General features: G+C 67.5%; 12 protein-coding genes. 7 read left to right on the forward strand and 5 right to left on the reverse strand.

The window, feature by feature from the left end; genetic code table 11:
* Positions 1-142 precede the first annotated feature (142 nt).
* Positions 143-2491, reverse strand: a complete 2349-nt coding sequence (locus tag QH290_RS13880; protein WP_280383195.1) for an MMPL family transporter — start codon at positions 2489-2491, stop codon at positions 143-145.
* A 206-nt stretch (positions 2492-2697) separates the two neighbouring features.
* Between QH290_RS13880 and QH290_RS13885 the strand changes: the two genes are divergently transcribed.
* The 5 genes from QH290_RS13885 (at position 2698) to tgt (ending at position 9338) form a co-directional block, all read left to right on the forward strand.
* Complete coding sequence (locus tag QH290_RS13885; RefSeq protein WP_280267231.1) at positions 2698-3366, forward strand: TetR/AcrR family transcriptional regulator; 669 nt, start codon at positions 2698-2700, stop codon at positions 3364-3366.
* Entirely contained in the window at positions 3350-3820 is a 471-nt protein-coding gene (locus tag QH290_RS13890; protein WP_280267230.1) for an RrF2 family transcriptional regulator, read from the forward strand. The genes QH290_RS13885 and QH290_RS13890 overlap by 17 nt, the downstream gene beginning before the upstream one ends.
* Positions 3821-4103: 283 nt before the next feature.
* Positions 4104-5840, forward strand: a complete 1737-nt coding sequence (locus QH290_RS13895; RefSeq protein WP_280383196.1) for an ABC transporter ATP-binding protein — start codon at positions 4104-4106, stop codon at positions 5838-5840.
* 73 nt (positions 5841-5913) lie between these two features.
* The gene (locus QH290_RS13900; protein ID WP_280383197.1) at positions 5914-7860 is read left to right on the forward strand and encodes an ABC transporter ATP-binding protein; all 1947 of its coding nucleotides are present in this window, start codon (positions 5914-5916) and stop codon (positions 7858-7860) included.
* Positions 7861-8093: 233 nt separating this feature from the next.
* Positions 8094-9338: a tRNA guanosine(34) transglycosylase Tgt gene (gene tgt / locus QH290_RS13905; RefSeq protein WP_280383199.1), complete on the forward strand. Its 1245-nt coding sequence runs from the start codon at positions 8094-8096 to the stop codon at positions 9336-9338.
* Between the two features lie 206 nt (positions 9339-9544).
* On the opposite strand, the gene QH290_RS13910 is transcribed toward tgt, so the two are convergent.
* A complete protein-coding gene (locus tag QH290_RS13910; protein WP_425301785.1) occupies positions 9545-10318 on the reverse strand; it encodes a queuosine precursor transporter in 774 nt (257 codons plus the stop codon).
* Positions 10319-10367: 49 nt separating this feature from the next.
* On the opposite strand from QH290_RS13910, the gene QH290_RS13915 reads away from it, so the two are divergent.
* Positions 10368-10925, forward strand: a complete 558-nt coding sequence (locus QH290_RS13915; RefSeq protein WP_280383201.1) for a DUF4190 domain-containing protein — start codon at positions 10368-10370, stop codon at positions 10923-10925.
* A 63-nt stretch (positions 10926-10988) separates the two neighbouring features.
* Here QH290_RS13915 and QH290_RS13920 read toward each other — a convergent pair whose 3' ends face one another.
* The 3 genes from QH290_RS13920 to QH290_RS13930 are packed head-to-tail and all read right to left on the reverse strand — an operon-like array spanning position 10989 to position 13281.
* Entirely contained in the window at positions 10989-11777 is a 789-nt protein-coding gene (locus QH290_RS13920; RefSeq protein WP_280383204.1) for an RDD family protein, read from the reverse strand.
* A 44-nt stretch (positions 11778-11821) separates the two neighbouring features.
* The gene (gene gluQRS / locus QH290_RS13925) at positions 11822-12778 is read right to left on the reverse strand and encodes a tRNA glutamyl-Q(34) synthetase GluQRS (RefSeq protein ID WP_280383205.1); all 957 of its coding nucleotides are present in this window, start codon (positions 12776-12778) and stop codon (positions 11822-11824) included.
* A 32-nt stretch (positions 12779-12810) separates the two neighbouring features.
* Positions 12811-13281, reverse strand: a complete 471-nt coding sequence (locus tag QH290_RS13930; RefSeq protein ID WP_280383207.1) for a DUF309 domain-containing protein — start codon at positions 13279-13281, stop codon at positions 12811-12813.
* Positions 13282-13678: 397 nt separating this feature from the next.
* On the opposite strand from QH290_RS13930, the gene QH290_RS13935 reads away from it, so the two are divergent.
* Positions 13679-13888, forward strand: a complete 210-nt coding sequence (locus QH290_RS13935; protein ID WP_280267222.1) for a DUF397 domain-containing protein — start codon at positions 13679-13681, stop codon at positions 13886-13888.
* The last annotated feature ends 187 nt before the right edge of the window (positions 13889-14075 follow it).

Raw genomic sequence — 14075 nt, forward strand, 5'->3', positions numbered from 1 at the left:
CCCGCTTATATACCTCCCCTATAAACACCCGTTGTTTTTTTGTTTTTTTTTTTTCAACAAACACCCCCCCCCCCCCCCCCCCCCCCCCCCCCCCCCCCCCCCCGCGCGGGGGCCCCCCCCCCCCCCCCGGTCGCCACGCGAATCAGCCGACCGAGACCGGTTCCCGCTCGGCTTCGGAATCGCGGTCGCGCTGCTGCAGCTCCCGCAGCCTGCTGCCCTCGACGTCGATATTCGGCAGGAGGCGATCCAGCCATGCCGGAATCCACCAGGCCCACTTGCCCATGAGCACCAGCAGCGACGGGATCAGCACCATCCGGACCAGGAAGGCGTCGAACAGCACGCCCGCGGCCAGCGCGAAGCCCATCGACTTCGCGGTGACGTCGGTCTCCAGAATGAAGCCGCCGAACACCGAGATCATGATGATCGCGGCCGAGGCCACCACCCGGGCGCCGTGGTGGTACCCGGAGATCATCGCCTCCTTCGGCGACTTGCCCTGCACGAATTCCTCGCGCATGCGGGTCACCAGGAACACCTGGTAATCCATGGCCAGCCCGAATACCAGCCCGATCAGCACGATCGGCAGGAAGCTCACGATCGGCTGGGTCTCACCGATCAGCCCGAGCTTGTCCTGCTGGAAGATCAGCACGGTCGCGCCGAACGTCGCGGCCATCGACAACACGAAGCCCAGGGCCGCCGTCAGCGGCACCAGGATGGACCGGAACACCAGCACCAGCAGGATGAATGCCGCGCCGACGACGATCGCCATATACGGCACGATCTTGCTGAGCAGCGAGTTCGACACATCGGCGTAGATGGCCGTGGTGCCGGTGATGCCGTACTCCATGCCGTATTGCGACTTGAACTCCGCCTCGGCATCGCGGGCGTGCTTCACCAGGTCCTGCGTCGCCTCGTTGTTCGGACCCGTCTCGGGGACCGCCAGCAGCCGGGCGCCGGTGCTGTGCTCGAAGTCGGGCGCCTTCGTCTGCGGGTCGGTCACGTTGGTCATCGCCGGGGTGACGAAGTCCATGCCGTCGTAGGAGGCCAGCTTGTCGCGCAGCCCGGTCACCGCCGCCTGGCGCTGGTCGGGTGCGACCTCGCTGAGGTCGGCGACCACGGTCAGGATGCCGTTGCTGCCCTCGCCGAACCCCTCGGTGCGCAGGTCGTAGGCCTTGCGCACGGTGGAGGTCTTGGGCTGGCTGTCCTCGCCGGGCAGGCCGAGGCTCAGGTTCACCGCGGGGGCCGCCAGCGCGCCGAGCACCACGACGCTCAGCACCAGCGCGACCGCCGGAGCCTTGCCGATCAGCCGCGCGACCCGCATGCCGTTGGTGACCGAGTTGTCGTCCTCGGGGTCGTGCTTGGCGACCAGCGGAATCTTGGGCTTGAACAGGAAGCGCCCGAACGCGCCCAGCAGCGCCGGAAGCAGGGTCAGCGCGACGAGGATCGCGAAGGCCGCGGCGATGGCGCCACCCAGGCCCATCCAGGTGAGGAAGCTGACGCCGACGATGCTCAGCCCGACCAGGGCGATGATCACGGTCAGCCCGGCGAACACCACCGCCGATCCGGCCGTGCCGATCGCGGTACCGGCCGCCTCCTCGGGCGAATCCTGGATGGCCAGTTCGCTCTTGTAGCGCGAGACGATGAACAGCGCGTAGTCGATCGACAGCGCGATGCCGATCATGGACGCCAGCACCATCGTGAAGCTCGGGATCTCGATCACCGAGGTACCCAGCATGACCAGCGCCGACGCGGTTCCGACGCCGACGAGCGCGGTGACGATCGGCACGAAGGCCGCGATGAGCGCGCCGAAGGCCACGATCATCACGATGAAGGCGACGGCGAAGCCGATCATCTCGGCCTGGCCGCCCGGGGCCACCTGCTCGGTGGCGATGCTGCCGCTCAGCTCGACGCTGAGCCCGGCCTTGCGCGCCTCGTTCGCCACGTCGTAGGCCGCGGTGCGGTCGGCTTCGGTGACATCGGCGAAGGACTTGATCTTGAACGGAACCTGAACGTAGGCAACGGTATCCGCGTTGCCCTTACCGAGCACATTCAGCGGGGCCAGGCCGCACTTGGCGACGAACTCCGGATCGTTGCGGTCGCCGCTGAGGCAGCCCATCTGGGTGGTGGCCTCGATGGGATCGGTCAGGGGCTTGTCGTGATCGACGATGTCGAGCTTGCCCAGCTGCTGGATGAGCCCTGCGACGGCCGTGTGATCGGCCGGGTCGGTGAGCTTCTGCCCCTCGGGCGCCGCGATGACGTAGGTGCCGGTGACGGCGTCGAACTTGAATTCCGCCGAGGCCCCGGGGAACTGCTCGTCGAGGATGTCGGTGGCCCGCTGCGAGGGCAGGTTGGGCATGTTGAAGTCGTCTTGGCTCTGCTTCTGCAGGCTGGTTCCGAGCCCGCCGAGGACGAGGAACGCCAGTAGCCAGACCGGTAACACGATCCATTTCCGGCGGGAGGCGAACTTGCCCCACCGATAGAGGTATACGGACACGAGATGGTTCTCCTAGCGATTGCCGGTTTGTGCCGAGTTCAGGCTCCGTAGACAGCACTCCCGCGGGCCGCCCTGCACGCGACCGCCTCCACCTGACGCTTTCTGCCTACCGTGCGGTAGGTAGACTACCGACCGGTAAGCGGAGGAACAACCTCGGTTTTCGGGGCATGATCCGCGCGGCCGGATCGTGATGAGAGGATCATCCCATGAGCGCGCGTAGTACTGCCGGACAAGTTGTCGCAGGTGGCGGGACTAAAGAGGCGATTCGGGAGGCCGCGATACGGCTTTTCTCCAGCAAGGGATTCGATCAGACGAGCCTGCGCGAGGTCGCGGATGCGGTAGGAATCACAAAAGCCTCCCTCTACTATCACTACGCCTCGAAGAAGGATCTGCTGCTGGCGATCCTGGAACCGATCTTCGACGACCTGAATTCGGTCGTGGCGGGGCTGGACGAGATGACCTACGGCCCCGACGGCGTTCGCGAGCTGCTGCGGCGGCAGTTGCGCGCATTCCTGCGGCATCGCACCGCGGCCGCCATGTGCGTGCGCGACACCGTCGCCATCATCAACGCGATCGGCGACCGCTATCCGGACATGATCGATTCGCATCGCCGCCTGAGCGCCTGGCTGGCCGGACCGGACCCCACCCAGGAACAGGCGCTGCGGGCGAGCGCCGCGCTGGAGGTGCTAGGCACCGCGCTGTGGTCGCACGAGATGAACCCCGACACCGGCGACGAGCTCATCGAGCGGGTCCTGCTGGATGCCGCGCTCGGTGTGCTGGGCGCCGGTGCGGCCGCCGCGTCCGGGATCGAGGCGACGGTGATCGGCGATGCGACGGCCGAGCGAGCGGGGAGACGTCGTGCACATCAGCGCTAGGGTCGATTACGCGGTCCGGATCCTGCTGGAAATCGCCCGCGCGCAAGCGGATTCGGTCAAGGCCGACGTCATCTCCGCCGCCCAGGCGATCCCGCCGAAGATCCTCGAGTCGACCGTGGCCGAGCTGCGGCGCGCGGGCCTGGTCACCAGCAGGCGCGGCCCCGACGGTGGATACCGGCTGGCGCGCCCGGCAGCCGAGATCAGCGTGGCCGACGTGATTCGCGCGGTGGAGGGCCCGCTGGCCTCGGTGCGCGGGCAGCGCCCGGAGGACGTGAGCTATCCCGGCGCCGCCGAACCGCTGCAGCACGTCTGGATCGCCCTGCGCGTCAACATCCGCGCGGTACTCGAGCAGGTCTCGATCGCCGAGATCGCCAAGGACGAACTCCCCACCTTCATCGCCGAACTGACCGCCGACCCCGGCGCCTGGTCCCGCCGCCCCGGCCCAACCCAGTAACCTCCCACCTTCCCGGCGTGCGTCCCGCTGTCTCGGCTGCGCGTCCCGCTTTCCCAGCGTGTGCCCCCGCTTCCCGGCGTGTGCCCCGCTTCTCGGCCTACGTGCCCCGCTTCTCGGCCTACGTGTCCCGCTTTTCGGCGTGTGCCCCCGCTTGTCGGCGTGCGTCCCCGCTTTCTCGGCCTGCGCCTCCCTCATTCCCGGCATGCTTTTGGCCGGGATCCACACAAAGCAACCGCTCGGCCCTCGTGTCCACGTCGGGGGGAGGCGGTAGCCTGCACGCATCATGTTGATCAGACTGCTGCGCAGCTTCATGAGCCCCTACCGTTCCCAACTGGCCGGGGTGGTCGCGCTGCAGCTGATCTCGGTCATCGCGATGCTGTACCTGCCCAGCCTGAACGCCGACATCATCGACTACGGCGTCACCAAGGGCGATATCGGCTATATCTGGACCACCGGCCTGTGGATGCTGCTGGTCGCCGGCGTGCAGATCGTCGCTTCGGCGTTCTCGGTCTATCTGGGCGCGCAGGCGGCGATGGGCGCCGGGCGGGATATGCGCGCGGCGCTGCTGCACCGGGCGAGTACCTTCTCCGCGCGCGAGATGGGCATGTTCGGCGCGCCGTCGCTGATCACCCGCAACACCAACGACGTGCAACAGGTGCAGCTGCTGATCGTGATGAGCGCGACCATCCTGGTGATGGCGCCGATCATGTGCGTCGGCGGCATCATCATGGCGGTGCGGCAGGATCTGGGCCTGTCCTGGCTGCTGCTGATCGCGGTCCCGGCGCTGGCGCTGACCATGGCCGCCATCATTTCTCGCATGGTGCCGGGCTTCCGGCGCATGCAGGAGCGCATCGATGCGGTCAATCGCGTACTGCGCGAACAGATCACCGGCATCCGGGTGGTGCGCGCGTTCGTGCGCGAACGACAGGAGACGTGGCGCTTCGGTATCGCGAATTCCGAACTGACCGAGGCGTCGCTGTATGTCGGGCGGCTGATGGCGCTGATGTTCCCGGCCGTGATGCTGATCAGCAACGTCACCACGGTGGCGGTGATCTGGTTCGGCGGCCACGCCATCAATTCGGGCGAGATGCAGATCGGGTCGCTGACGGCGATGCTGTCCTACATCATGCAGATCCTGATGGCGGTCATGATGGCGTCGTTCCTGGCCATGATGGCGCCGCGCGCGGCGGTGTCGGCCGAGCGCATCGGCGAGGTGCTCGACACCGAGTCGTCGGTGACCCCGCCGCCGCTGCCGCAGCCGTTCGCCTCCGATCCGGGCTCGGTGGACCTGCAGTTCGCGGAGTTCAAGTTTCCGGGCGCGGACGAGCCGGTGCTGCGGGCCATCCGGTTCCGGGTGGATCCGGGGCAGACCACCGCGATCGTGGGGTCCACCGGTTCCGGTAAGACCACGCTGATCAACCTGATCCCGCGGCTGATCGACGTCACCGACGGCGCGGTCTACGTGGGCGGTACCGACGTGCGCCACATCGAGCTCGACCTGCTGCGCGCCCAGATCGGCCTGGTGCCACAGCGGGCGTATCTGTTCTCCGGCACCGTCGCCTCCAACCTGCGCTACGGCGACCCGGAGGCCACCGACGAACAGCTGTGGCAGGCCCTGGAGATCGCGCAGGCCGCGGACTTCGTGCGCGAGATGCCGCAAGGGCTGGAAACGCCTGTCGCACAAGGTGGTACGACCGTCTCGGGCGGCCAGCGCCAGCGGCTGGCGATCGCCCGCGCGGTGGTGAAGCGGCCCAGGATCTACCTGTTCGACGATTGTTTCTCGGCTCTCGACGTCTCCACCGACGCGCGCGTGCGCGAGGCACTGCGGCCGGTGACGGCCGAGTCGGCGGTTATCACTGTGGCACAACGGGTTTCGACCGTGCGCGATGCCGATCAGATCGTGGTGCTCGAGGATGGCGCGATGGTCGGGATCGGCACGCACGACCAACTGCTCCGCGACTGCGAGGAGTACCGGGAGATCGTGCAATCCCAGCTGAGCGTGGAGGACGCGCGGCCATGAGCGAGCTTGCGAGCGAATCATCGGCACAGCGCCTCGGCCGCATGACGGAACCGAGCGTCAGCGAGGTGGAGTCATGAGGCCCGGCACACCCAATCCCGGTGCGCCGGACACCAAGGCCAAATCGTTCGGCCCCTCGCTGAAGCGCCTGCTGCGCCGGCTGGCGCCCGAGCGGGCGTATCTCATCGCGATTCTGGTGCTGGCGGTGGCCGCGGTCGTGCTGAACACGCTCGGCCCGCAGCTGCTCGGCAAGGCCACCAACCTGATCTTCGACGGCGTCATCGGGCAGCAGCTGCCCGCGGGCCTGACCAAGGACCAGGCGGTCGAGGCCCTGCGCGCGCAGGGTCAGGACAAGCTCGCGGACATGCTCGGCGGCATGCACGTCATCCCCGGCGCGGGCGTCGATTTCGGCGCGGTGGGCGAGGTGCTGCTGCTCGTGCTCGGGCTGTATGTGGCGGCGGCGGTGTTCACGTGGCTGCAGGCGTACCTGCTGAACCTCGTCATCAACCGCACGGTCAAGCGCCTGCGCAGCGATATCGAGGACAAGATCCACCGCCTGCCGCTGAGCTATTTCGACTCGACCCCGCGCGGCGATCTGCTCTCCCGGGTCACCAACGATGTCGACAACATCGCCCAGAGCCTGAACCAGACCATGAGCCAGCTGCTCATCTCCGTGCTGTCGGTGCTCGGCATCCTGGGCATGATGTTCTGGATCTCGCCGCTGCTGGCGCTGATCGCGCTGCTCACGGTGCCCGCCGCGGTGATCGTCACCGCGCAGATCGCCAAGCGCTCCAAGCCGCACTTCGCCAACCAGTGGAAATACACCGGCCTGGTCAACGCGCAGGTCGAGGAGGCATACACCGGCCACGAGATCGTCACCGCCTTCGGCCGCGTTCGCGAGGTCGGCCAGGAATTCGACAAGCGCAACGACGAGCTCTACGAGGCCAGCTTCCGCGCGCAGTTCATCTCCGGCCTGATCATGCCGGTGATGATGTTCATCGGAAACCTGAACTACGTGCTGATCGCGGTGGTCGGCGGACTGCAGGTGGCCTCGGGCAGCCTGTCGCTGGGCGAGGTGCAGGCGTTCATCCAGTACTCGCGCCAGTTCAGCCAGCCGCTGACGCAGATCGGCTCGATGATCAACCTGCTGCAGTCCGGGGTCGCCTCCGCCGAGCGGGTCTTCGAGATCCTCGACGCAGAGGAGCAGATCCCGGATCCGGCGGTGGAGGATTCGCGGCCGGTGGACCGCGGCCGGGTCGAGTTCGAGTCGGTGTCGTTCCGCTACGAGCCGGACAAGCCGGTGATCGAGGACCTGTCGCTGGTCGCCGAGCCCGGGCACGTGGTGGCCATCGTCGGCCCGACCGGCGCCGGGAAGACCACGCTGGTCAATCTGCTGGAGAGGTTCTACGAGCTGGACTCCGGCTCGATCAGCATCGATGGCGTCGACATCACCCGGATCTCCCGGGACCGGCTGCGCTCGCGGATCGGCATGGTGCTGCAGGACACCTGGCTGTTCGGCGGCACGATCCGCGAGAACATCGCCTACGGCAACACCACCGCGAGCGAGGAGGACATCGTCGCCGCCGCGCGGGACGCCTACGTCGACCGCTTCGTGCATTCGCTGCCCGACGGCTACGACACGGTGATCGACGAGGAGGGTTCGGGGGTGAGCGCCGGTGAGAAGCAGCTCATCACGATCGCCCGCGCCTTCCTGGCCAAGCCGTCGATCCTGATCCTCGACGAGGCGACCAGTTCGGTCGACACCCGCACGGAGCTGTTGGTCCAGAAGGCCATGGCGGCCCTGCGCCGCGACCGCACCAGCTTCGTCATCGCACACCGGCTCTCGACCATCCGCGACGCCGACACCATCGTGGTCATGGAGTCCGGCCACATCGTCGAGCACGGCACCCACGACGAGCTGCTCGCCCGCCGCGGTTCGTACCGCAAGCTCTACAACGCCCAGTTCACGGGTGCAGCGGTCGACCAGGACGCGGTCGACGAGGAAGCCGTCGACGCGGTGTAGTGGCGTCCCTCGTCATTCCGGTGCGCCTCCTCGTCATTTCCGGCACGCTTTGGCCGGAATCTCTACGTGCGGTGGTGGCAGGCGTGGATCCCGGCCAAAAGCATGCCGGGATGGAGGATTGGTGGCATGCCGGGATGGAGGATTGGTGGCATGCCTGGATGAGGATTGGTGGCATGCCTGGATGATGGGTGGTAGGCGGCCGGGTGTCATGCACGTCCTGGCACTATGGCTGGGTGCCTGATCCTTCCTCGTTCTCGTTCACCGTCGGTACCCTTTTGGAGGGGCGGCACGGCAGGTCGGGCGTCATCACCACTCCGCACGGCACCATCGAGACACCGGCATTCATTCCCGTCGGCACCAAGGCGACGGTGAAGGCGGTGCTGCCCGAGACCATGAAGGAACTCGGGGCGCAGGCGCTGCTGGCCAACGCCTACCACCTGTACCTTCAGCCCGGCTCGGACATCGTGGACGAGGCCGGAGGGTTGAGCAGGTTCATGAACTGGCCGGGGCCGACGTTCACCGACTCCGGCGGCTTCCAGGTGATGTCGCTGGGCGTCGGCTTCAAGAAGGTGCTGGCCATGGAGGCCGTCGGCGTGCAGAACGACGATGTGATCGCCAAGGGCAAGGAGCGGCTGGCGGTCGTCGACGACGACGGCGTCACCTTCCGCTCGCACCTGGACGGATCCCAGCACCGGTTCACCCCCGAGATCTCCATGGGCATCCAGCACCGGCTCGGCGCCGACATCATGTTCGCTTTCGACGAGCTGACCACGCTGCTGAATACCCGTGGCTACCAGGAGAAGTCGCTGCAGCGCACGCACGAGTGGGCGCAGCGCTGCATCGATGAGCACGAGCGGCTGACCGCCGAGCGCAGCCACCGGCCCTACCAGGCGCTGTTCGCGGTGATCCAGGGCGCGCAGTACGAGGACCTGCGCCGCAAGGCATGCAGCGGACTGCGGGCGATGCGCGGCGGCGCGGGCACCGGATTCGACGGATACGGGATCGGCGGCGCGCTGGAGAAGCAGAACCTGGGCACCATCGTCGGCTGGTGCTCCGACGAACTGCCCGAGGACAAGCCGCGTCACCTGCTCGGGATCAGCGAGCCCGAGGATCTGTTCGTCGCGGTGGAGAACGGCGCGGACACCTTCGACTGCGTCAATCCGTCCCGTGTCGCGCGCAATGCGGCGATCTACGTCGACGCGGGCCGGTTCAATATCAACACCAGCCGGTTCCGCCGCGACTTCACTCCGATCGACGAGGCCTGCGACTGCTACACCTGCGCGCACTACACCCGCGCCTACATCCACCACCTGTTCAAGGCCAAGGAGATGCTGGCGGCCACGCTGTGCACGATCCACAACGAACGCTTCACCGTCCGCCTCGTGGACCGCATCCGCGCCAGCATCGACGGGAGCTACTTCGACGAATTCAAGGCGGAGACGCTCGGCCGCTGGCAGGGTCGCATCCGAAACCCATAGGGAAGCAAAGCATCTCGCGCGGGTACCGGCCAAAAGCGTGCCGGGACAAGGCTGGTCGCGCGCGGCCTATCATTGCCACGGGCTGCCATCGTTCCGTAGTGGCCCATCGTTCCGCGGGCTGGCATCATTCCGTAGCCGCCATCATTCGGCAGCCGCCGTCATACGGCCGCGCGCCCTCATTGTTTCCGGCATGCTTTTGGCCGGAATCAGCTGCGGATCGCCGGGCGGTCCAACGGCCGGTAGGTCGGCTCGTGCTTCTTCAGCAGGGCGATGACGCGATAACTGATCGGGAGAATCAGCACCTCCACCAACGTCTTCCACACGAATCCCACGATCACGTAGTTGAGGAACGCGCCCCACGTGGAGATGCCGATGGCGGTCGCGGCGATCGAGCAGAACACCAGGGTGTCGCCGAATTCGCCGGCGACCGTGGAGCCGAGCAGCCGGGCCCACAGGTGCTTCTCCTTGGTGCGCTCCTTGATCAGCATGAGCGTCGTCGAATTCAGGAACTGGCCCACCACGTATCCGGCGAGACCGGCGGCGACCAGCTGCCAGGTCGTGCCGACCACGGTGCGGAACGCGTCCTGGTGTTCGTAGAAACCGGCCGCGGGCAGCCCGATGGCGATCCAGAAGCATCCCACCATCAGCAGCAGCATGCCGAAGCCGTAGTAGATGGCGCGGCGCGCGGCGCGGAAACCGTACACCTCGCTCAGGACGTCGCCGATGACGTAGGCGAGCGGGAACAGGAAGAAGGCGCCGTCGAGGGTGATCGGCAGGATCTCGATTGGCCCCAGCGACAGGTGCTGGTCGGAGAAGAATTGCACGCCCTTGGTGGCGCAGATGTTGGAGATCATCAGAGTGGCCGTGAACAGCGTCACGATCAGCGTGAAAGGTCCCCCCGCGGCCTGCGCGAACGCTGCGTGTTCGGCCGCGGGGCGCCCAGAGTCGGCTAACTCCCCGGAATGCGTCGTAGTACTCACGAGTGGACGACGATACCGGGCCGCGGGGTCGGTGGAATAGGCTGTGTCAATGACGAATCCCGGCGATTCCGACGAATGGTGGAAGCAGTACGGCGGTGAGGGCGTCTCTTCCGAATCCGGTGGGCACGCTCAGGTGCCGCCCTCGGGGCCTCCTTCCGCTCCGCAGCAGCAGCCGCAGCCGCCGGTGACGCCGCCTCCGCAGCAGCAGTATCCGCAGGGCGGTCCGCAGCAGTACCCGAGCTATCCGCAGCAACCGCAGCAGCAGTACGGTCAGCAGCCCTATGGCCAGCCGCAGCCGTACGGCCAGCAGCCTTATGGCCAGCCCGCCTACCCGCCCGGCGGCGCCTACCAGCCCTACGGCTATCCCCAGCAGCAGGCGCAGGGCACCAACGGCCTGGCGATCGGGTCGCTGATCGCCTCCATTCTGGGGCTGTGCACCTGCATCGGCGCGATCGTCGGGATCATTCTGGGCATCATCGCCCTGAATCAGATCAAGGAGCGCGGCGGCGAGGGTCGCGGGCTCGCGCTGGCCGGTATCTGGGTCGGCGCCGCGGCCATCGTGCTGCAGATCATCTGGGTCGTGGTCAATATCGCGATCTCGAGCTGACACCCCCGAAACGAACCAGGGGCGCATCCGTAATCGGATGCGCCCCTTGGCTTTTGCGCGCGGTCAGCCCTTGATGACCTGGGTGCCGCCCGCGAACTTGTCGTGCCAGCCCTGCTTGTTCGGATCCTGGGAGATCGTCACCGCGATGTAGATGATCAGACCCAGCTCGATCAGCGAGCCCAGGCAGGGGATGATCCCCGCGAGGTACCAGGCGTTGCGCTTGAACGAGGTGCCCGCGTCCAGCTGCCCGCCGCCCGGTGCCAGCACGCGCAGCCCCAGCATCTTCTTGCCGAGCGTCGCGCCCTGCGAGGTCTCCATCGCCACGTAGTAACCGACGTAGATGAGGGCGCCGACGATGCCGCCGACGATCTGCACGACGGTGCTGTTGCCGAGGATGAACAGGATGATCCCGAGCGGGATGCCGATGATGAGGCCGTCGATCAGGCGTGCGCCGAACCGGATGCCCAGGTCGGGAACCGCTCCGGGCGGAACGTTCGCTGGGGTACCGAACTGCGGCGGCCCCCCGTAGGGCTGGCCGTACGGCTGCTGCCCGTACTGGGGCTGGCCGTAGGGTTGCTGCGGCTGCTGGGGGTACGGCTCCTGCTGTCCGTAGGGCGGCTGGCCGCCCTGGGGCTGCCCGCCCTGCGGGAACTGCTGCTGCCCGTACTGCGGCTGCCCGTACTGGCCCGGCTGCGGCTGTCCGCCCTGCGGATACTGCTGTCCGCCCTGGGGGTACTGCTGTCCGCCCTGCGGGTACTGCTGGCCGCCCGGGGGATATGGCTGGCCGCCGCCCTGGGGATACGGCTGTCCGCCTTGCGGAAACTGGTTGGGGTCGTACCCACCGCTAGTCATCTATCGTCCTCGTTGATGGTTGTGGCTTGGGACTGCTGCGTACGTTACGGATTCGCGCTGAATTTCACCATGTTGTCGGGGTCGAGTGTCCACGGCTCGCGCGGCAGGGTGGCGGGATCGAACAATTCGAGCAGTTCGGCGGGGTCGCTCGCGCGATAGCCCAGCGAGTCCGCCAGCAGGGCGAATACCTGCCGCGGTGTCTCCCCGAGCGCCGCGCGATCGGCCAGCGTGACCGCGCCGTCGCGCTTGGCAAGTCGCTTGCCCCCGCGGTTGAGCACCAACGGAACATGTGCGTACCGCGGGATCGCCAGCCCGAGCAGCGTCGCCAGATACGCCTGCCGCGGGGTCGACGGGAGCAGATCGTCGCCGCGCACCACCTGATCGATGCCCTGCGCGTCGTCGTCGACCACCACGGCGAGGTTGTAGGCGGGGGTGCCGTCGCCGCGGCGCAGCACCAGATCGTCCACCAATCCCCGGTATCTGCCGTGGATTTCGTCGATGACCTCGAATTCCGTTGTTTCCGAACGCAATCGCAGCGCCGTGGGTCTGCCCTCCGCGCGCCGCGCGGCCCGCTCGGCCTCGGTGAGATCGCGGCAGGTGCCCGGATAGGCGCCCATCGGCCCGTGCGGGGCGGTCACGGCCTGCTGGATTTCCCTTCGCGTGCAATAGCATTCGTAGGTCAGTCCGGCGGCGGTGAGCGTGTCGATCGCCGCGCGGTGCCGATCCTGACACTGCGACTGCCGGATCACCGGGGGATCCCACTGCAGCCCCAGCGCGGCCAGGTCGGCCAGCTGGCGTTCCTCCGCGCCGGGTCGTACGCGATCGAGATCTTCGACGCGGAGGCGGAAGGCGCGGCCCGTCGACCGCGCGAACAGCCACGCCAGCACTGCCGTGCGCAAGTTTCCCAGGTGCAGATCGCCGGAGGGGCTCGGAGCGAACCGTCCGGCGCCGGGGAAACCTCTCCGCCGGGACGACGGGGCGGTCTGCTCATCAGCGGGCACGATGCCCCATCGTAGGGGTCCGCGAATCCTGTTCAGCCCCGTAGACGGGGGCGCAGCCGTTCCCCCGGAATCGGACGGTCGGTGTTCAGGTCGGCCAGCAGGCTCTCGGCGTGGGCCACGAGACCGGGGCCGTCGATGCCGTACGGGGCCGTACCGTAGGCCGTCAAGCGGCCCGCGGCGCGCTCCAGCAGCGTGCGGGCACCCTTGCTGTTGCCGCGCTGGATGTGGGTGAGCCCGACGGCGTACTGCGCCAAGCCCTGCCACAGCATCCGCTCCGCGAACGGTCCGTTCTTCCACGCCGCCTCGAGGACTTCATGGGCGTTGAAGGCCAGGCCGTCGTCGAGCAGTCGCTGCGCGTAGTCGAGGGTCTCCTCCGGCGGCAGGTCGAGATCGTCCGGTATCCGCTCGACACCGACGCTGCCGGGCGGTAGCGGGCGCCCGAATCGGTCGCGGGGGCGGGCATTTCGGGCACGTCCGACATCGTCTCGATCACGTTCGACCACATCTCCATGATCCACGGTGGGCGTGGCCGCCGATTTTCCGGTGCGGCATGGTCGTACGACCGTGCGCAAATTTCGGCGGTGGGTATGTTTGCCGCGGCGCCACCCGGACCGTGGGGCAATTATTCCGCTATCGCTAATTCGGACAAAGCAGAACCCTCAACGCATGATTGAAATTGAAAAGACAACTCCGCATCAATGACGGAACCTGCTAATGTGCACGTCGGGGGTTGGACCCCCGCAAGATCCATCCTGCGGGTGTGCACTGTGAGCCGTGCACAACGCAAAATTGCGCGCTGTCACCAGGCGCATCGCGGGATCTCACACACGGTGGGATGCCGGAGTCGGAAGAAATATGCCAGGGATTTTTCGTTCTCGACGCAGCAAAGGAGCTAGTGCCGTGAAGGTTGATTCGAGCGGTGCCGTGTGGCGAAAGAGCACGCACAGCGGCCCCGACGGAAACTGCGTGGAGGTTGCGTTTCTAGTCGAGGGCAATGTCGCAGTTCGCGACACCAAGGACCGTGGACATGGTCCGGTGTTGGCATTCACCCCTGGCGAGTGGGACGCCTTTGTCACGGGCGTGAGCGCGGGGGAGTTCGGGCGGGCCTGATCGGCACCCCGAACCAGGCAGAATCGGGCCCCGGGTCGACGCGACTCGGGGCCTTCGCGGGGGGGGGGCCCGGGGATGGGCCCGGGCCCGGGTGCCCCCCCCCCCCCGCCCCGGGGGGGGCGCCGGGGGGGGGTTGGGGGGGCGGCCCGGTGGACCCGCCCCCCCCCCGGGCCGGCCCCCGGGAAAA

This window comes from Nocardia wallacei, from assembly GCF_029869545.1.
Classification (GTDB): Bacteria; Actinomycetota; Actinomycetes; order Mycobacteriales; family Mycobacteriaceae; genus Nocardia; species Nocardia wallacei_A.

Bases quoted from the DNA above. Each gene is read 5' to 3' on its own strand.
- QH290_RS13885 (WP_280267231.1), top strand. From the start codon at position 2,698: ATGAGCGCGCGTAGTACTGCCGGACAAGTTGTCGCAGGTGGCGGGACT.
- QH290_RS13895 (WP_280383196.1), top strand. From the start codon at position 4,104: ATGTTGATCAGACTGCTGCGCAGCTTCATGAGCCCCTACCGTTCCCAA.
- QH290_RS13900 (WP_280383197.1), top strand. From the start codon at position 5,914: ATGAGGCCCGGCACACCCAATCCCGGTGCGCCGGACACCAAGGCCAAA.
- QH290_RS13915 (WP_280383201.1), top strand. From the start codon at position 10,368: ATGACGAATCCCGGCGATTCCGACGAATGGTGGAAGCAGTACGGCGGT.
- QH290_RS13920 (WP_280383204.1), bottom strand. From the start codon at position 11,777: ATGACTAGCGGTGGGTACGACCCCAACCAGTTTCCGCAAGGCGGACAG.